The sequence below is a fragment of the Tenericutes bacterium MZ-XQ genome (assembly GCA_002838205.1).
Classification (GTDB): Bacteria; Bacillota_I; Bacilli_A; order Acholeplasmatales; family Acholeplasmataceae; genus Mariniplasma.
Genome location: CP017950.1, coordinates 452,288 through 471,842, shown reverse-complemented (window position 1 = coordinate 471,842; position 19,555 = coordinate 452,288). Strand labels below are relative to the sequence as shown.

19 protein-coding genes are annotated in these 19,555 nt (G+C 29.2%); all 19 read left to right on the top strand.

Annotated features, from left to right (window positions below; genetic code table 11):
- The first annotated feature begins 70 nt into the window (after positions 1-70).
- A complete protein-coding gene (locus BK011_02420) occupies positions 71-694 on the top strand; it encodes a hypothetical protein (GenBank protein AUD64588.1) in 624 nt (207 codons plus the stop codon).
- 19 nt (positions 695-713) lie between these two features.
- The gene (locus tag BK011_02415; protein AUD64587.1) at positions 714-1,931 is read left to right on the top strand and encodes a capsular biosynthesis protein; all 1,218 of its coding nucleotides are present in this window, start codon (positions 714-716) and stop codon (positions 1,929-1,931) included.
- A 1-nt stretch (position 1,932) separates the two neighbouring features.
- Positions 1,933-2,541, top strand: coding sequence for a UDP-phosphate galactose phosphotransferase (locus tag BK011_02410; protein AUD64586.1), 609 nt, complete (start codon positions 1,933-1,935; stop codon positions 2,539-2,541).
- Positions 2,531-3,262 (top strand): hypothetical protein, encoded by a 732-nt coding sequence (locus BK011_02405; GenBank protein AUD64585.1) that lies wholly within the window; start codon positions 2,531-2,533, stop codon positions 3,260-3,262. Before BK011_02410 ends, BK011_02405 begins: the two co-directional genes overlap by 11 nt.
- A 171-nt stretch (positions 3,263-3,433) precedes the next feature.
- On the top strand, positions 3,434-4,462 hold the full coding sequence (locus BK011_02400; protein AUD64584.1) for a hypothetical protein: 1,029 nt from the start codon (positions 3,434-3,436) through the stop codon (positions 4,460-4,462).
- Position 4,463: 1 nt separating this feature from the next.
- The gene (locus BK011_02395; protein AUD64583.1) at positions 4,464-5,042 is read left to right on the top strand and encodes an acetyltransferase; all 579 of its coding nucleotides are present in this window, start codon (positions 4,464-4,466) and stop codon (positions 5,040-5,042) included.
- 2 nt (positions 5,043-5,044) lie between these two features.
- Positions 5,045-5,929 (top strand): glucose-1-phosphate thymidylyltransferase, encoded by an 885-nt coding sequence (locus BK011_02390; GenBank protein AUD64582.1) that lies wholly within the window; start codon positions 5,045-5,047, stop codon positions 5,927-5,929.
- A 16-nt stretch (positions 5,930-5,945) separates the two neighbouring features.
- Positions 5,946-6,986, top strand: coding sequence for a dTDP-glucose 4,6-dehydratase (locus tag BK011_02385; GenBank protein ID AUD64581.1), 1,041 nt, complete (start codon positions 5,946-5,948; stop codon positions 6,984-6,986).
- Positions 6,983-7,840 (top strand): nucleoside-diphosphate sugar epimerase, encoded by an 858-nt coding sequence (locus BK011_02380; protein AUD64580.1) that lies wholly within the window; start codon positions 6,983-6,985, stop codon positions 7,838-7,840. Before BK011_02385 ends, BK011_02380 begins: the two co-directional genes overlap by 4 nt.
- Positions 7,821-9,050: a hypothetical protein gene (locus BK011_02375; protein ID AUD64579.1), complete on the top strand. Its 1,230-nt coding sequence runs from the start codon at positions 7,821-7,823 to the stop codon at positions 9,048-9,050. The genes BK011_02380 and BK011_02375 overlap by 20 nt, the downstream gene beginning before the upstream one ends.
- Before the next feature lie 22 nt (positions 9,051-9,072).
- Positions 9,073-10,374 (top strand): hypothetical protein, encoded by a 1,302-nt coding sequence (locus BK011_02370; protein AUD64578.1) that lies wholly within the window; start codon positions 9,073-9,075, stop codon positions 10,372-10,374.
- Positions 10,375-10,549: 175 nt separating this feature from the next.
- Positions 10,550-11,761 (top strand): hypothetical protein, encoded by a 1,212-nt coding sequence (locus tag BK011_02365; protein ID AUD64577.1) that lies wholly within the window; start codon positions 10,550-10,552, stop codon positions 11,759-11,761.
- An 89-nt stretch (positions 11,762-11,850) separates the two neighbouring features.
- Positions 11,851-12,432: a dTDP-4-dehydrorhamnose 3,5-epimerase gene (locus BK011_02360; protein ID AUD66121.1), complete on the top strand. Its 582-nt coding sequence runs from the start codon at positions 11,851-11,853 to the stop codon at positions 12,430-12,432.
- 15 nt (positions 12,433-12,447) lie between these two features.
- Entirely contained in the window at positions 12,448-13,914 is a 1,467-nt protein-coding gene (locus BK011_02355) for a hypothetical protein (GenBank protein ID AUD64576.1), read from the top strand.
- An 86-nt stretch (positions 13,915-14,000) separates the two neighbouring features.
- Positions 14,001-15,071: a UDP-N-acetylglucosamine 2-epimerase gene (locus tag BK011_02350; GenBank protein ID AUD64575.1), complete on the top strand. Its 1,071-nt coding sequence runs from the start codon at positions 14,001-14,003 to the stop codon at positions 15,069-15,071.
- A gap of 2 nt (positions 15,072-15,073) precedes the next feature.
- Complete coding sequence (locus BK011_02345; protein AUD64574.1) at positions 15,074-16,375, top strand: UDP-N-acetyl-D-glucosamine dehydrogenase; 1,302 nt, start codon at positions 15,074-15,076, stop codon at positions 16,373-16,375.
- A 14-nt stretch (positions 16,376-16,389) separates the two neighbouring features.
- The gene (locus BK011_02340; GenBank protein ID AUD64573.1) at positions 16,390-17,466 is read left to right on the top strand and encodes an oxidoreductase; all 1,077 of its coding nucleotides are present in this window, start codon (positions 16,390-16,392) and stop codon (positions 17,464-17,466) included.
- Positions 17,463-18,359 (top strand): hypothetical protein, encoded by an 897-nt coding sequence (locus BK011_02335; protein AUD64572.1) that lies wholly within the window; start codon positions 17,463-17,465, stop codon positions 18,357-18,359. Before BK011_02340 ends, BK011_02335 begins: the two co-directional genes overlap by 4 nt.
- Before the next feature lie 10 nt (positions 18,360-18,369).
- The gene (locus tag BK011_02330) at positions 18,370-19,506 is read left to right on the top strand and encodes an aminotransferase DegT (GenBank protein ID AUD64571.1); all 1,137 of its coding nucleotides are present in this window, start codon (positions 18,370-18,372) and stop codon (positions 19,504-19,506) included.
- Positions 19,507-19,555 lie beyond the last annotated feature (49 nt).

Sequence of the window (19,555 nt, the reverse complement as noted above, 5' to 3'; positions counted from 1 at the left end):
CCCTTGTAATTTATAATGCAATCATATAAAATGGAATTATTCAATTATCGAACAAAGGATGGTGTTAATCTTGAATGATAACAATTTCTTTAAACCGACAGTTTTGTACAAAGAGTATATGATATTAGATATGATTGAAAAAAATTCTAATATCACTCAAAGAGAAATGAGTAAAAGTATTGGTATCTCTGTTTCTATGACAAATGATTACATCAATGAATTTGAAAAAAGAGGGTTAGTCAAAAGAAAAAAACACTCTACAAAGAATGTAGAGTATTTTGTCACTAAAAAGGGTTCTGAAAGAAGAAAAGTGTTAAATATTTCCTACTTAAGCAATTCGTTAAAAATATATAAATCAGCGAAAGAAAATATTGAAATATTTATCAATCATATTAGCGGCAAAGGATTTAAAAAAATATTACTTTATGGTGCTGGAGAAGTTTCAGAAATACTACTACAGTCTATATTAACTGATAAAGATATACTAATAGAAGTAGTTGGTGTTATAGATGATGATTACAACAAACAGGGACAAACACTGTTAACTACTCCAATAGTATCACTAGATTCAATTGGTAATATCAAACACGATGGTGTATTAATAGCAAGTTACACAAATAAAAATCAAATTATGACTAACTTGCTTAATCAGAATTACGATATAAATAAAGTGCTAAATTTTTTTCAATTATAAAATGAGAGGTCACTTAAATATGAATGAACTAAGAAATATACCTTTTTCTCCTCCTGATATAACAGAAGAAGAAATTAATGAAGTTGTTGATGCATTACGTTCAGGTTGGATAACTACTGGACCAAAAACTAAAGAGTTTGAAAAAAAAATTGCTGAATATATTGGTGTTAATAAAGCAGTTTGTTTAAACTCGGCAACTGCAGCAATGGAATTATCTCTTCATATTTTAGGGATTGGACCTGGTGATGAAGTCATTACATCTGCTTATACCTATACTGCTTCAGCCTCAGTCATACATCATGTTGGAGCAAAAATAGTATTAGTAGACACTGCAGCTGACTCCTTTGAAATGGATTATGATCAATTAGAAAAAGCAATTACAAAAAAAACTAAAGCGATAATACCGGTAGATATTGCAGGTGTTATTTGTGATTATGATAGAATTTATAAAGCTATTGAAAATAAAAAGCATCTTTTCAAACCTAGCAATAAAAGACAAGAAGTTGTTGGGAGAGTCATTGTTCTTTCAGATGCTGCTCATTCATTTGGTGCAACAAAAAATGGTAAGAAATCAGGGTTATTTGCGGATATAACATGCTTTTCTTTTCATGCAGTCAAAAACCTTACTACAGCTGAAGGTGGTGCTGTTGTTTGGCAACATTTATTTGGTATGACTGATGATGAACTCTACAAAGAATTTATGCTTTATAGTTTACATGGACAATCTAAAGACGCATTTTCTAAAATGCAAAAAGGGGCATGGGAGTATGATATTCTTTACCCAGCTTTTAAAAATAACATGACTGACATTTTAGCTGGTGTTGGTCTGGTCCAACTAAAGCGATATGATGGATTATTGGAACGTAGATTTGAACTCATAAAGTTATATGAGAAAGTTTTGGATCGTAATAAAATTCAAGTCATCAAACATTATGACAGCAATTTTAGAAGTTCTGGACACTTACTACTGTGTAATTTAATTGGACTATCGGTAGAACAAAGAAATAAGGTCATTATAGAATTGGCAGAAAAAGGTATATCTACAAACGTTCACTATAAACCATTACCTATGTTCACAGCTTATAAAAATTTGGGTTTTCACATTGAAGATTATCCGAATGCCTATAATAAATATTCGAATGAAATAACTCTACCCTTATATACATTATTATCTAATGAGGACGTTGTGTACGTTTCACAATGTGTTAATCAAATTCTTGATCGGGAGGTAGAATAACTTGTATAAAAAATTCTTTAAAAGGTTTTTTGACATTTTAATTTCTCTATTAGTTATACCTTTCTTTTTGATTTTGCTGCTTATAATTGCCCCTTTAGTATACTTAAGTGATAAAGGCTCTATATTTTATAATGCACCGCGTTTAGGAAAGAATGGTAAGATATTTAAAATGTATAAATTTCGCAGTATGAGAATGAATGCTCCTGATATTAGAAACGAAGATGGTTCCACATTTAATTCAGAAAGCGATTTAAGATTAACAAAAATCGGTAAATTTATAAGGAAAACAAGTATTGATGAGATTCCACAAATTCTAAATGTTTTGAAGGGTAATATGAGTTTTGTTGGACCAAGACCTGATTTACCTGAACACTTACGACTATATGAAGGCAATGAAATAAGAAAACTTGAAGTAAGACCAGGAATTACTGGATTAAATCAAGCATATTATAGAAATGCGATTCCTTGGAAGAAAAGAATTGTACATGACATATATTATGTGGATCAACTTAGTTTACTGTTAGATTTAAAAATTATTTTTAAAACTATTTTGGTTATTATAAAAAGGAACAATGTATATGTTGAAAATGGTGACTCAGATGATAATTGATAATGAGTATTTCACATATAAAAGATTAGATTGGGACAGTCGTAATTTAGGACTAGAAACATATGAACTTCAACTAAAGCAAGATTTGAATGCTGTAAGTATAAATGAGATAAAATCGATTTGGAATAGTGCTGATTTATTATATATAAAAAACAACACTAAAAATAGATTAAATTCAAGGTTTATTGGTGAAGAAACCTCAGCAATTATGTATGATACTAACATTTCATTTGTTTTAAATCTTAAAAATTCTGTGCAATTTCGAGTCGACGACTATTCTGATTTCACTTATGCAATAGAATCAGAGCTGAATATTGAATTGAATGACTTTATTAATTTTAGTGATTCAAGATTCATAATGGATATTAGATTGAAAAACAGAATGAAATCTAATATTTACATAGATTGGATAAAAAATTCATTTAATATTGAAAATAAAAAATTCTTAATTATTAGAAAAAAGAATGAAGTGCTTGGTTTTATTCTTTATCATGTTATTGATGATTCTATAACGATTGAATTGATTTCTGTAAAATCTGGATATCATAATCAAAAAATAGGGAGTAATCTAATAGACTATTTAAAAAGATTTGCCATTGATAGTAATATAGCATTTATACATGTTGGAACTCAAATATCTAATATTTTTGCTATTAATTTCTATATGAAAAATGGATTTTTTGTAAAATCCACTACTGATGTTTATCACTGGTGGAAATAAATATCAGCTTATTTCGGATCAAGTTAGCATTAATGTAAGTAATCGACATATATGGATAGTTAGAATTTTACAACAATTAAATTATTATAGTAGAGTATATCTAGCTCATAAGTTCTATATGTTATTTAATATTAGAAAGGAGAATATTAACTCTGAAAATAATCAGATTTGATGGTGGTTCGTATGAAAGGTAATAATATATTGTTCTTTTCTGTAAAGTTTTTTTCGTATGATGTGAAGATGAAAATGAAAATGGAGGAACTAGGTGCAAAAGTAGATATGTTTGATGAAAGACCTATAAAATCAGCTTTTAATAGAGCATTATTAAAAGTCGTTCCAATTTTGTATACTCCTATTACAAAAAGATATTACACGCGATTAATAAAAAAACTTAAATTTAATATTTATAACTACGTATTCATATATGGCCCTGATATGATCACACCTTCAATAATGAAAAAGTTAAGAGCGCATTTCCCTAACGCAGTGCTTATTGCTTATTGTGCTGATTCAATTTATAAGAAACGCCGTTATGAAAGAATAATTCCCTATTTTGATAAGTTTTTTACATATGACCGGAAAGATTACGATTTTTACTCAATCAAATACGATAATCTATATTTTAGACCGTTATTTTATTTGGACAAATACATATTAGACATAAACGGTATTGAAACACAAACTCACACTTATGATTGGTCTTTTATAGGTACTATTCATTCAGATAGACAAAAAATAATAAATTATTTTATTGACTACTCAAAAATTTACAATCTAAAATATTTTAATTACCCATATTTACAAAGTAAGTTTATATTTTGGTTTTATAAGTTTACAAAATCTAGTTTCAGAAATAAGAAAATTACTGATTTCAAATATAAAAAAATTGATTCAGAAGAAATATTCACCATTCTAAAAAATTCGAAATTTATTTTAGACATGCAACATCCAAAGAATACTGGTCTTACTATGAGGACAATTGAAAGTATAGCTATGCAATGCAAAATAATTACCACCAATGAAGATATTATAAACTACGATTTTTATAATGGTGATAATATCGAAATTATCCCAAGAGAAAATATAATAATTCAGAATAATTTTTTCGATAAACCACTTTCAATTATTTCAAAAAAAATACTGGCAAGATATTCTTTAGATTGTTGGATAAAAGATATATTTCTAGAAAAGGAGGAGTAAAATGAATAGATATTCCTTATATGAAATAATCAAAAATTTGATAGCTTTGTTACATACGAAATTATTCTTCAAAGACATAAAACTAGTAAGATTACCCGTCTATATAAGAGGAAAAAAAAGTATTTATGGAGGGAAAAGGCTTACAATCGGTTACAATTGTAGATTTGACTTAGATGGGACAAAGAAAACATTATTTATTGGTTCTGATTGTCAGTTTGGTGATAATACTCATATTGTTGCGTTGAATCATGTGGAAATTGGAAATAATGTTTTAATCGCTTCCAAAGTATTTATTAGTGATACGAATCACGGTTTATACAATGGTATTCAACAATCATCGCCCTATGAAGCTCCTTCAAAGAGAATATTAGAAAAAAAAGATGTCTTTATTGGCAACAATGTGTGGATTGGAGAGAATTCTGTGATTCTTGCCGGATCTATAGTCAATTCTGGGGCAATAATTGGAGCAAATTCAGTAGTAAAGGGTATTGTAGAAGAAAATACTATTGTTGTAGGCTCACCAGCAACAGTAGTGAAGAGATTTAATATTTTTACAAAAAAATGGGAAAGGAATAAGTGAAAATGAAAGGAATTATACTTGCAGGAGGTAGCGGTAGCAGGCTTTACCCAATAACTAAAGTAACATCAAAGCAATTACTACCTGTCTATGATAAACCAATGATCTATTACCCGCTTTCTACATTGATGCTAGCTGGAATAAAAGAAATTTTGATTATTACAACAAAAGAAGACAAGACCTCATTTCAAAAGCTGCTGGGAGATGGAAGTCAACTCGGAATACAGATATTATATGAAGTTCAACCCTCACCAGACGGACTTGCACAAGCATTTTTAATTGGAGAAGAATTTATTGGTAAAGAGTCATGTGCTCTTATTCTTGGTGATAACATATTTTATGGCAGTGGATTTATAAAAAGGTTAGAAAAAGCAAGAAAAAACCTTGAAGAGGGTTTTTCAACCATTTTCGGATATTATGTAAGTGATCCTGAAAGGTTTGGAATAATGGAATTTGATTCAGATTTTAATGTTCTTTCTGTCGAGGAAAAACCAAAAAATCCCAAATCAAATTACTGTATTACAGGATTATACTTTTATGATAATTCAGTAATAGAAATTGCAAGATCTATAAAACCTTCTAATCGAGGAGAATTAGAAATAACAAGTGTGAATGAAGTATATTTACAAAATAACATGCTTCGAGCAGAAGTACTAGGGAGAGGATATGCATGGTTAGACACAGGGACAATGGACAGTCTTATGGAGGCATCATTGTTTGTCCAGATGCTTGAAAAAAGACAGGGAGTTAAGATTTCTGCTCCTGAGGAGATTGCATATCGCAATGGGTGGATTTCTAAAGATAAACTTTTAGAAATTTCAAAAACTTATGGGAAATCTCCTTATGGAGAACATTTGAGTAATGTTGCAAAAGGCAATTTAAAATATTAAAAAAGGAGATACGAATATGAAATACGAAAAAATATGCATCACTGGAGGAGCTGGTTTCATTGGTGCGAATTTTATATATTACATGCTAGAAAAGTATCCGAAGAAAAAAATCATTTGTTTGGATGATTTAACCTATGCAGGAAATATAAAAACATTGGATAATGCTATGAAGAATGAAAATTTCCGTTTTTATAAAGTTAATATTTGTAATAGAGCTATGGTGATTGATATTTTCAATTATGAAAAACCTGATATTGTGATAAATTTTGCTGCAGAAAGCCATGTGGATAGATCAATTGATAATCCATCACTATTTTTGGAAACAAATATTTTAGGAACTGAAGTATTATTAGATGCTAGCATAAAGGTTGGAGTGAAGAGATTCCATCAGGTAAGTACAGATGAAGTGTACGGCGATTTGCCTTTAGATAAACCAAATATGTTATTCACGGAAAAATCTAAAATAAAACCATCTTCACCATATTCAGTTTCAAAAGCTTCTGCGGATTTTTTAGTATATTCTTATCATCGTACATTTGGTTTACCAATTACGATATCAAGATGTTCAAATAATTATGGTCCATTTCAATTTCCTGAAAAGTTAATTCCATTAATGATTTTGAAAGCATTAAATGATGAAAAATTACCAGTATATGGAGATGGATTAAATATTAGAGATTGGTTACATGTTGATGATCATTGCAAGGCTCTTGATAATATTATTGTTAGTGGAAAAATAGGGGAAATATATAATATTGGAGGAAATAATGAAAAGAAAAATATTGAAATAGTAAATATTATTCTTGAAAAATTAGGTAAACCTATTAGTTTAATAAAGTATGTAGAAGATAGAAAAGGCCACGATAAAAGATACGCTGTTAATCCTAAAAAAGTAAAAATAGATACCGGATGGGAACCTAGTATAAGATTTGAAGATGGTATAATTGACACCATTTCATGGTATGTTAACAATTCCCATTGGTGGAAACCAATTTTAAATGGTGATTATCGCGATATTAATATTACCGAAGTTAGTCAAAGTGAGATGATTGTATGAAAGTTTTAATAACAGGAGCAAATGGATTTTTAGGTAGAGGAATTGTAAAAAAAGCTATAGATGAAGGCAATGAAGTAATTGCTACTGATTTTGTATTAGATGGTATTGATTGTAGAGCACACAAGATTTCATCAAATATATTTGAAATTGATGATCCATATATTACTTTTAATAAGCCTGATGTTTTGATTCATCTTGCATGGCAAAATGGTTTTGTTCATAACTCGATTAATCATATTGATGATATATCAAAACATTTCCGTTTTATAGAAAAATTAATGTCCAGTGGTATTAAAAACATAAATATTTTGGGTACCATGCATGAAATAGGTTTTCATGAAGGTGAAATAAATGAATTTACTTGCTGTAATCCCTCGAATCTCTATGGTATTTCAAAAAATGCACTTAGGCAAGCGGTGTTTATAAAATCAAAAGAACACGATGTAAAGATTAAGTGGCTAAGAGGCTTTTATATCATTGGAAATTCTCCTGTAGGTGAATCCATATTTTCAAAGATTATAAGAGCTAATTTAGAAGGTAAAAAGACTTTCCCTTTTACTGACGGTTCAAAAAAATATGATTTTCTTGAATATGATAAGTTTTGTTATGCAGTAGTAGCATGCTCAATTCAGAACAATATTAGCGAAATAATAAACATTTCTTCTGGAAAACCAACGAAAATTGGAACCGTAATTGAAGAATTCATAAGAAAAAATGGTCTAGATATATCTCTACAATACGGAGCATACCCAGATCGCAATTATGATTCAAGCACAATTTGGGGAAACAATTCGAGGTTAGAAGAAATCTTAATGAAATATGAGGTTTGGAAAAATGAAAATATTACAAATTAACATTAAATATAAGATTGGTGGAGCTGGAAAAATTGTTTATAATCTGCATAACGAGTTAAAACAACAAAGTATTGAGTCATTCGTTATGTATGGAAGAGACTATGTTTCAAATGATAATTATGTAATAAAAATTGCAAGTGAGATTGAAGTAAAATTAGATGCTTTTATATCAAGAATCTTTGGTCTTAATGGCTATACAAATTTTTTTTCAACAAATAAAGCAAAAAAAATGATAAATAAAATTAATCCTGATATTATTCATTTGCATGGTGTTCATGGATACTATCTTAATTATATTAAGCTATTTAAATTTTTATCTAAAAAAGATATTCCGATTGTGTGGACATTTCATGACACATTTGCATTTACAGGGAAATGTGCTTACCCATATACATGCGAAAAATGGAAAACTCAATGTGAGAAGTGCCCGCTAATAAAAGAATACCCCAAATCATTAGGTGTAGATTTTACTAGAAAAATGTATATAGATAAGAAGAAAGCTTTCACTAAAATTAACAAAATGACTATTGTTTCCCCTTCAGAATGGATGACCAGTTTAGCAGAAAAATCTTTTTTAGGTAAATATAAATGCATCACTATTCATAATGGTATTGATACTGAAGGAGTTTTTTACAAAAGAGAAAACTCTATTACTAGAGAAAAATATGGATACACGTTTAAAGATAAGATTATCTTAGGAATTGCTGATGGTATAACTGAGTATAGAAAAGGAGTTAGCTATCTTATACAATTAGCTAAAGATTTGTCAGAATTTTCTAATATTAAAATTATACTGATTGGATGGAAAGATAAGGTGGATCCTTTAATTAAGCAAAGAGAAAATATAAGAATTGTACCTTTCACAAAAAATCAGGATGAGTTAGCAGATTATTATTCAATATCGGATGTTTTTGTAATTCCATCTTTAGCAGAAAACTATGCAACAGTAGTGCTAGAATCTTTTGCATGTGGCACGCCAGTTGTAGGTTTCGATGTGGGAGGAATACCTAAGCAAGTAGAAAATGGATTAGGACTAGTAGTTCCTGCAGGAGATCAGTCAGCTTTAAATGATGCAGTATTAGAAGTATTAAACAAAAAAAGTTCTTTACTAGATTCTGATCAAATCATTGAAATTACAAAGTCAAAAAATTCTTTGAAAACAATGACAGAAGCTTATATAGATTTGTATAAATCATTGATTTTAAAATGATATGCTTTTATTAGGAGTTAATATGAGATACTTATATGGTGTAATTCTTGGAATTATTTTAATGCTAATATTTATAGTAAACTATAAAAAGAACAAGGATGTATTTTCTCCTTTAAGCGTATTCGCATTCTATCAATTTATATTTTATGTGCCAGGTATATTTTTCTCTAGTCTTGAATATGGCCAAGAAATTAACAATGAGACATTATTATTATTGATAATTTTTCAACTTGTATTCGTTATTTTTGTTTTTCTAGGATACACAAGCTTTCCTTCAAATAAAAAATCATCAAAAAAACCAATTTATGTTGCGAGAGAGAAAAACATCAATATTAGTTTAGGCTATATACTACTCCTATATTTTATTGGATTAAGCGGGAAAATTTATACAATCGTTAAAAGTGGTGGAATTAGTTATGTTATTAATAATCCAGCGTTAGCATATGTAAATCTTTCTTCAGGATCAGGTTATTTAGAAATGTTGAAATATTTCGTATACATATCAATTATATTCATCATATATAAAGTTTCAAAGACTGGTTCAAAACTAAATATCTTCATAGCTATAAATATGATTTCGATATATTTGTTTTTGGATTTAATATATTCTAGAAGAAGCACAACAATAACAATAGCTATTTTAATACTTTTTTCAATTAATTATTTCAATAAAAAAATTAAGGTTAAGAACTTATTTAAATTCAAATATATTTCATTGTTTTTCCTCGTCTTCACCACTATTGTTGTTTTACCTTATGTAAGATTAAGTAATTTTAGTAATTTTAGTTTTGTTAATTCAAATATTAATATCACTCAAAGTATTACCGACATCATTGCAAGACTATCCATGGTAGGGAGAGACATTTTCACATATAATTATTTTACAGATAATGGTTTATGGCTAGGTAAGAGTTATATTAATTTCCCATATTCATTTGTACCATCTAGCATCTGGACTGCTAAACCCCCGATTGATGAAGGTGTATATTTAACCAACTTGATGAATGGAATATTTGTGACACCAAATCAAAGCTTTCAAAGTTTAGTTATTAAGATTTCAACTCCATTCACAACACAGGGGATACTATTTGCAAATTTTGGAGTATTGGGTATTATATTTGGTGGTTTCATGATAGGACTCGTATACAAAATAGCATATGTTCATATAACTAGAAAAGAAACTACTATTTTTGATTTTGTATTATATAGGATTTTGATTTTTGATTTTGGTTTATCTGTTTTATATTTGTTTTCAATAACAATTCAATTCATAGTTTTGGGGATTTCTAAAATATTTTACAGGTTTAGATTTCGATTAAAATAATCTTGGGTACTCAAAAAAACACTATAAGATTAATTGAAAAGTATAATTGAGGTTCGGATACTTATAAACATAAAATAATAAGGCGTTAATTAATGATAAATTTTGATAAGATCTTTTAATGCTTTCACTATATTTTAATGATTGTTAAACAAAATAACATGGAGGTTTTTCTAATATGGATAATAGTTATAAAAAAAACATTAATGGCATTGAGTATATAGTCCCTATAATCAATAGAAAATCAATAGATTTAGATTACAAAATGATAGTTGATAAAAAAATCAGAGAAATTGAATACTGTATTTTAGATGTTGGACAGGATCAATTAACTCATAAAGCTTATTATCTTTCGAAAGAGTTGGAAAAAAAAGGAGTAAAGACTGTTTTTTTTGCAGCTGATAAGACAGGCTTGAGTGACGAAAATATAATTAAAGATAAATTAGTTGCAAAAAAAATTGTATTTAATCCTTTTAAGAATGCTATTAATTACATTAGATTAATAAAAAAATATAAACCTATACATATTGAGTTGTATCTTGATGTAATGCCTTGGGATTTAATGTTTTTTGTATTTTATGCAAAACTTAAAAAAATACCTATAGTATCTAGGTGTAGAGGAGGAGAAATTCTAAATTGGACACAACATAGAAAAATTTTGAGAATTGCGTATAGATACACATTGCGAAGATCAAATATAATCTTAATAAGAGAACTTTATATGGTCGATCACATAGTTAAATATAATATTTGCTCAATGAAAAATGTGAATTTTTTTCATAATCATACCCCTGTTCCAAACGAGTATAATAAATTGCCGACGAATATTATTCTTTATTTGAATTCACTAAAAGCATTTAGAAATCCATATATGATGATTGATATCGCTTTAGAACTGAGAAAAAGAGAGATGGATTTTAAATTTGTTGTTGTTGGTTTCACTAAAGGATATATGACTGCTTTTGATGCAAATATCGAGGAAACAAAATTTATTACTAGTATAAAAAAAGAAAAACTTGAATCATATTTTGAGTTGCATAATTTTTCAAATAAAACTTATGAATATTTCTTGGATGCATCTATATTTATCTTACCAACTGATATGGTGTTTGTGAATCATAGTTTAATAGAAGCTATGGCTTACCAAAATGTGCCAATAATACAAAAAAGTAATGGAGGTAACTTAATTATTGAAAATGAAATATCAGGATTTATGGTTGAAATGGATCACATGAAATATGCTGACAAAATTGAGTATTTGTTAAAAAATAAGGATGTTTTAAGAGAGATGGGATTGAATGCAAGAAAAAAAATATTAGCAGATTTCGATTCTAGTAAGCAGGCTGAAAAAATATTAGAATTCTATGCAAAAAATTTGTGGGATATCTAGATGTTATCAATCAGAAAGAAGGTTATGAAATGAATCTTAAAGAAAAATCTAAATTTCAATTTGATTTATGTAAAGACAAAAATAATAGAATTATTTCAGATCTATTTTTAATAACTCCCACTGTATTCGGTGATCACAGAGGTTACTTCATGGAAACACACAATGAAGAGTTTAATAGGTATATTAAACATATAGATGGGAGTCCTGCTTTATATGTCCAAGACAATGAATCTAAATCAAATAAAGGTGTTTTAAGAGGATTGCATTTTCAACTGAATAATCCTCAAGGAAAATGTGTAAGAGTTATATCTGGGAAAGTTTATGATGTGGTGGTTGATTTAAGAGTGAATTCAGAAACATTCGGTTCATGGTATGGTATTGAGTTATCCTCAGAAAATAAAAAACAATTACTAATACCTGAGGGTTTTGCGCACGGGTATTTGGTTTTATCTGATTACGCTATTTTCGCATATAAATGTACAAGAATATATGCACCGGATGATGAAGTCGGACTACTTTGGAACAGCGAATTAGTTGAAGGTGATAAAATTATTTGGCCACATATTGATTGCGATATAAAGCTTTCTGTAAAAGATAAATCTAATAAAAAGTTTTTAGATTTAGTAAATTCAGGTAAAACATTTACTAAGTACTTAGTTAACAAATTATAAAAGTGGGAGTAAACCTTGGAAAATAATTCGATCGGGCAGGATACAATCAAATTAACTATCTCTAAAATCTTTACCATGACCGTTTCATTAGTTTTTGCTATGCTTTTATCGAGACTTGTATCATTGGTTGAGTATGGGACATACTCACAGTTATTAATTGTTGTTAATTTGGCTACAACGATATTTATGCTTGGGCTTCCTTATAGTATTAACTATTTTTTAGCACTTGCCAAAGATGAAGAACAAAAGAGAAAATTTTTGTCGATTTATTTTACATTATCAACAGTTATTAGTATTATAATTGGAGTGGTACTAATCTTAGTTTCCCCAATTATAGTCTTATATTTTAAAAACACTCTATTAGAAAATTTCATCTATTTCCTTGCTATTTTTCCGTGGACTCAAATATCACGAACGAGTATAGAAAACGTATTAATTGTTTATAAAAAAACTAAATTATTATTGATATATCAAACTACCCATGGAATTTTTCTATTATTAAGTATAGTGCTTGTTTATCTTTTTAGTCCCAAATTTGAACACTATATTTTACTATTCTTGATAATTCATTCCATTTTTTCAATTTTTGTGTACGTAATAATATTTAGATTGAAAGCAAGACTTTATACAAAAATAAGTTTTGTGAATGTAAAAAATATTTTGTATTATTCTTTACCTATTGGATTAGCAACCATTGTAGGCACAATTAGCATTCAACTAGATAAATTGATTATTGGTAGATATTTCTCAACTGAGCAATTAGCAATATATACTAACGCATCAAGGGAATTACCGGTAACATTCATTGCCACTGCATTTACTGCTATTGTGATGCCAATAATAGTTAAAAAGATAAGCAGTCAACGAACACATGAAGCAATATTTTTATGGAAAGACTCGATAACTATAAGTTTCATATTTATTTGTTATTTATCAATTGGAATTTTTGTTTTTGCACCAGATGTAGTTTCAATTTTATATTCTAGTAAATATTCATTGGGTGTCAATGTTTTTAGGATCTACACTTTGGTTTTGCTATTGAGATTTACTTACTTTGGAATGATCCTTTCTGCCATGGGAAAGACTAAATTAATCTTGTATAGTTCTGTAGGCTCATTAATATTGAATGTAATTTTGAATTTTTTATTTTTAAGTATATTTGGTTTTGTTGGGCCAGCCCTTGCTACATTGTGCTCTATCTTAATTATGAATTTTTTTCAATTACTGATTACTTGCAAAAAAATATCTGTAAAATTATCTTATGTTTTTCCATGGAAGGGTATGCTATCAATATTGTCAGTAAATATATTATTGGGGACATTATTTTATACTATCAAAAACTTGTTTACTATTGAAAACTACTTAGGTGAAACATTTGAATCGATTTCATTAGCATTAGTTTGGGGAGTAATATATTTACTATTGTTTAAAAGTAAGTTGATCTCGACATGGCGTGACATAAATAACTATAAAATTGTGTAATCATTTATCATATTACTGGATTAGAAACACTTTTTTGATAGCTTATAGTTAGTAGAATAAAATTCGTATAAAAGAAAGGATAATATATGAAAATCATATCAATAGTGGGAGCGAGACCACAATTCATTAAAGAAGCAATGATGCAAAAAGAATTAAAAAAACATCCATTTATTAAGAAAAAATTAATTCATACGGGCCAGCATTATGATTACAATATGTCTGGTAGTTTTTTTGAAATACTAAAACTTGAACAGCCTGACTACAATTTGGAGATAAATAACTCTACTCATGGTAAAATGACTGGTTTAATGATGATAAAAATAGAAGAGATTTTAATGTTAGAACAACCGGATTATGTAGTTCTGTATGGTGATACAAATTCGACTTTAGCAGGTGCATTAGTTGCTAGAAAGCTAAATATTCGCATTGTACATATAGAAGCGGGTTTGCGACAAAACCCAAAAAGTATGCCAGAGGAAATTAATAGGGTTCTTACTGATCATTCTTCTGATATCTTATTTGTTTCGTCACAACTTGGTATTGATGTTTTAAAAAATGAGGGCATAACACAATCAGTATTTAATGTCGGTGACATTATGTATGATTTATTTTTACTAATGAAGGATCAATTTAATTATGACTATTTCTCAGAATTAGGATTAGAAAAAAATAAATATATTTTATGCACCATACATAGGGATTTTAATGTTGATAAAATTGAGGTACTAGAACCCTTAATAAAATCTTTGAATACTATTTCAAATCAATTCCCTGTTGTTATACCAATTCATCCTAGAACAGCGGATAGATTAAAAAAATTCAATCTTAGTAAGTTTACCGATAATTTAGTAATTATTAATCCAGTCGATTACTTTCACCTAATGGGATTAGTAGCAAACTCATATAAAGTCATTACTGATAGCGGTGGATTGCAAAAAGAAGCATATTATAGCAATAAGGAAGCAATAGTAATAATGCCAGATACTGGATGGATTGAATTAGTTGAACTTGGTTACAATAAACTAAGAGATTGTAATAATTTCATTAACGACTCATTGAGTGAGCCCATGAAAATAGAGAATAAAAACATATATGGTAATGGTACTGCATCTAAATTGATAGTAGAGATTATGATAAAAGATTTCGAAGGGAGATAACAATGTTAAAAGATAAGTTAAAGGATAAAACAGCAATACTAGGGGTTATTGGACTAGGATATGTAGGTCTACCACTAGCTGTAGAAAAGGCAAAAGCAGGGTATACTACCATTGGGTTTGATATTCAAGAGGATAAAATTCTTAAGGTTAACTCGGGAATAAATTATATTGGTGATGTTATAAATGAAGATTTAAAGAAGATTGTTGATAATGGGAAACTTAGAGCAACGACAGATTTTTCTGAAGTCGCTTCTGCTGATGCAGTTTGTATATGTGTGCCAACACCACTTGATGAGTATCAACAACCAGATATTACTTACGTTAGAGCCTCAGCTGAAAGCATTGTTCCATACATGCACAAAGATATGTTAATTATACTCGAGTCTACAACATATCCTGGCACAACAGAAGAATTATTAAAACCCATCTTAGAAAAATCAGGTTTAAAGTGTGGTGTGGATTTTTTCCTTGCATTTTCTCCTGAAAGAGTTGATCCGGGTAATCTAATATATAAGACAAAAAATACACCAAAAGTTGTAGGTGGTGTTACAAAACAATGTACTGACATTGCGGCTACTATGTATGAGAATATTCTTGAAGCACCTGTTCACAGAGTATCATCACCAGCAATAGCAGAAATGGAAAAAATTCTTGAGAATACATATCGAAACATTAATATTGGTTTAGTAAATGAGTTGGCAATATTATGCAATAAGATGGACATTAACATTTGGGAAGTTATTGATGCTGCAAAATCAAAACCTTACGGATTTCAAGCTTTTTATCCAGGGCCAGGTTTAGGTGGACACTGTATTCCTCTTGACCCTTATTACCTTTCATGGAAAGCTAGAGAATACGGTTTTCATACATCTATGATTGAATCATCAATGATGATAAATGATAGAATGTCAGAATATTGTGCTGAACGTAGTTCTAAAATTCTAAATAGATTTAAAAAATCAGTTAATGGTTCAAATATTTTAGTATTAGGTGTTGCATATAAACAAGATATTGAAGATTATAGAGAAAGTCCTGCAATCGAGGTTATCAATGAACTTGAGAAACTTGGAGCAAATGTTATGTATTACGATCCATATATTTTTGAATATAAAGAACACGGTAAAGTGAAAAATGGTCTGCAAGAATTAAGTTCGGACGCATTGAAGCATGCCGATCTTGTTATAGTTACAACTGCCCACACTAATGTGGATTATAATTATGTTCAAGAAAATTCACAAATAATTTTTGACACAAAGAATGCATTAAAAAAAGTGAAAAATAGAGAAAACATTGAGTTGCTCTAGGAAGGATGATTAGAATGAAATACGCATTGATTGGATGTGGGAGAATTTCACCCAATCATCTAACAGCTGCAATAAATAATAAATTAAATATCGTTGGATTATGTGATATTGTTATTGACAAAGCAATCAAACATATTAATGATTATGAATTGCAATCAACTGCAAAAAGTTACACTGATTACAAGTTAATGATTGATCATGAAAAACCAGATTTAATTGCAATTGCGACCGAAAGTGGAAATCATGCAGAAATTGCAAAGTATTGTATTAAAAAAGGTATTCACTTGATAATTGAAAAACCAATAGCACTTTCTCTAAATGATGCTGATGAAATCATTGAACTATCAAAAAAATACAGTGTTGTTGTAAGTGCTTGTCATCAAAATAGATTTAACAAATCAGTACAAAAGATAAGAGAATCGATTGAACAAAACAGATTTGGGAAATTATTCTATGGAACTGCACATATTAGATGGAATAGAGGAAAAGATTATTATACCCAAGCACCTTGGAGAGGTACATGGGAACAAGATGGTGGTGCATTAATGAATCAGTGTATACACAACATAGATTTATTGAGATGGATGATGGGAAATGAAATCGACGAAGTGTTTGCATACACGGATAATCTTAAACATGATTATATTGAAGCCGAAGATTTAGGGATAGCAATTGTAAAATTCAGAAATGGATCATATGGCATCATTGAAGGAACTACAAATGTTTATCCAAGAAATTTAGAAGAAACGCTATACATTTTTGGAGAAAAAGGAACCGTCAAAGCTGGTGGTAAATCTGTAAATATTATTGAAGAATGGATGTTTGCAGATAATCTAGATGATTCAGAAGAAGTTAAAGAAAAGTATAGAGAAAATCCACCTACGGTTTATGGTTTTGGACATACACCTTTATATGCAAATGTAATTACCTCTATAGAAAATAATGTTACACCATATGTAACGGCTTTAGATGGACGTAATGCTTTAGAATTGGTTTTAGCTATATATAAATCTGCACAAGAGAGAAAACCTGTAAAACTTCCAATTTACAATTTTTCAACCTTAAGTATGAAAAAGGAGATTTTAAAATGAAACTATCAGAAGTAGTGAAGTTAATAAACGATACAAAGTTAGTCAAGGATGCTGATTTTAATCAATTAGGCATGGCTACAAGTGAATTTACAAAATTTGGAGTGTTATCATTTTTAAGTGATGTGAAGTTTATTAATTCAATATTAGATAATCAAAGTATTTCTGCTGTAATTACAACAGAAGATTTAGTAGAAAGGTTTATTCAAAGTGAAATAGGAGTAATCGTTACCGAGAATCCAAAAGCAAGTTTTTATGCACTCCATAATCATTTAGTTGAAAAAGAATTTTATTGGGAAAAATTTGATAATATGATAGATCAAAGTGCTTCTATTTCTCCAAATGCAACATTAGATAATAACAGTATTCAAATTGGAAAAAATAGCAAAATTGAGGATGGTGTTATTATACATGGCGGAGTCATTATTGGAGATAATGTAACTATTAGATCTAATACTGTGCTAGGTTCATCAGGTTTTCAGTTTTTAAGTGATAACAACACAGTAATTCCTGTAAAAACTGGTGGATTATTGTATATAAATGATAATGTAGAAGTTCAGCATAATTGTTGTATAGATAGAGGTGTACTTGGTGGAAAAACAATTCTGAAAAATGATGTCAAAATTGATAATTTTGTTCATATAGCTCATGATTGCATAATTGGTGAAAGAACATTTATTACTGCAGGTGTAAAATTTGGTGGAAGAACAGTTGTAGGTAAGGATTGTTGGTTAGGTATCAACGCGACGATAAGCAACGGTTTAGTAATAGGTGATAATGTTACTGTATCTTTAGGTTCTGTAGTAACACGTAATGTCCCTGATAACTCAACTGTAACTGGAAACTTTGCTATTGATCATAGTAAGTTTATTGCTTTCTTAAAAACAATAAGATAGGTGAACATGTATGGAATTTAGAGATTTGAGTAAACAATATTATGTGATTAGAGATAGAGTTCAAGATGCTATACAAGATGTTATAAATTCAACGAACTTCATTAGTGGAAAACAAGTTAATGAACTTGAGAGAAGATTAGCTGAATATGTTGGTGTTAAACATTGCATCTCTTGTGCTAATGGGACTGATGCCTTGTCTCTCGTCTTAAGAGCATGGGGAATCGGAAAAGGTGATGCAGTATTTGTTCCTGACTTTACATTTTTCGCAACAGCAGAAGTGGTTTCTTTTGTTGGAGCAACACCAATATTTGTCGATGTAGATGAAAAAACATTTAATATTGATCCTAAAAAACTAGAAGTGAAAATCAATGAAACTATAAAAAATTCTAATTTAAAGCCAAAAGTTATAATTCCAGTTGATTTGTTTGGATTATTAGCAGACTATAAAAATATAGAAAAAATCGCAAAAAAATATAATCTGTTAATTTTAGAAGATGGTGCACAAGGATTTGGAGCTGAACAAGATGGAAAAAGAGCATGTAGTTTTGGCGATGCCGCAACCACTTCGTTTTTTCCAGCAAAACCACTTGGCTGTTACGGTGATGGTGGAGCAATTTTTACAAATGATGAGGACTTAGCTGCATTACTTATATCTCTTAGAATTCATGGTAAAGGTGAGGACAAATATGATAACATCAGAATAGGTGTAAATTCAAGATTAGACACTTTACAAGCTGCAATTCTTAATGTGAAGTTTGATGAGTTCATAAATAATGAGCTAACATCTATTAACAATGTTTATTTGAAATATAATAAGTTACTATCTGACTTCCTTGATGTTCCATACATTCCAAATGGATATATATCAAGTTTTGCACAGTATACAGTGAAACTAAAAAGTAAAAACCAAAGAGATGCATTGAAACAATACTTGTCAGAAAATGGAATACCAAGTATGATATATTATACAAAACCTATGCATAAGCAAACAGCATTTTTAGATTTAGGTATTGGGGATGAGGATTACACTGTCACTAATAGGTTATGTGAAACGGTTTTATCTTTACCAATGCATCCATATTTAACCGATGAAGATATTGAGTATATATCAATGACAATAAAAAATTTTCTAATTAACGATGTTTAAAGTGTAGGTTTTCACAATGACCGACAGTCTTTAGTAAAGGGATAAGGCA

Coding starts and splice junctions, on each gene's coding strand:
- BK011_02415 (AUD64587.1), top strand. CDS start 714: ATGAATGAACTAAGAAATATACCTTTTTCTCCTCCTGATATAACAGAA.
- BK011_02405 (AUD64585.1), top strand. CDS start 2,531: ATGATAATTGATAATGAGTATTTCACATATAAAAGATTAGATTGGGAC.
- BK011_02400 (AUD64584.1), top strand. CDS start 3,434: ATGGTGGTTCGTATGAAAGGTAATAATATATTGTTCTTTTCTGTAAAG.
- BK011_02395 (AUD64583.1), top strand. CDS start 4,464: ATGAATAGATATTCCTTATATGAAATAATCAAAAATTTGATAGCTTTG.
- BK011_02390 (AUD64582.1), top strand. CDS start 5,045: ATGAAAGGAATTATACTTGCAGGAGGTAGCGGTAGCAGGCTTTACCCA.
- BK011_02385 (AUD64581.1), top strand. CDS start 5,946: ATGAAATACGAAAAAATATGCATCACTGGAGGAGCTGGTTTCATTGGT.
- BK011_02380 (AUD64580.1), top strand. CDS start 6,983: ATGAAAGTTTTAATAACAGGAGCAAATGGATTTTTAGGTAGAGGAATT.
- BK011_02375 (AUD64579.1), top strand. CDS start 7,821: ATGAAAATATTACAAATTAACATTAAATATAAGATTGGTGGAGCTGGA.
- BK011_02370 (AUD64578.1), top strand. CDS start 9,073: ATGAGATACTTATATGGTGTAATTCTTGGAATTATTTTAATGCTAATA.
- BK011_02365 (AUD64577.1), top strand. CDS start 10,550: ATGGATAATAGTTATAAAAAAAACATTAATGGCATTGAGTATATAGTC.
- BK011_02350 (AUD64575.1), top strand. CDS start 14,001: ATGAAAATCATATCAATAGTGGGAGCGAGACCACAATTCATTAAAGAA.
- BK011_02345 (AUD64574.1), top strand. CDS start 15,074: ATGTTAAAAGATAAGTTAAAGGATAAAACAGCAATACTAGGGGTTATT.
- BK011_02340 (AUD64573.1), top strand. CDS start 16,390: ATGAAATACGCATTGATTGGATGTGGGAGAATTTCACCCAATCATCTA.
- BK011_02335 (AUD64572.1), top strand. CDS start 17,463: ATGAAACTATCAGAAGTAGTGAAGTTAATAAACGATACAAAGTTAGTC.
- BK011_02330 (AUD64571.1), top strand. CDS start 18,370: ATGGAATTTAGAGATTTGAGTAAACAATATTATGTGATTAGAGATAGA.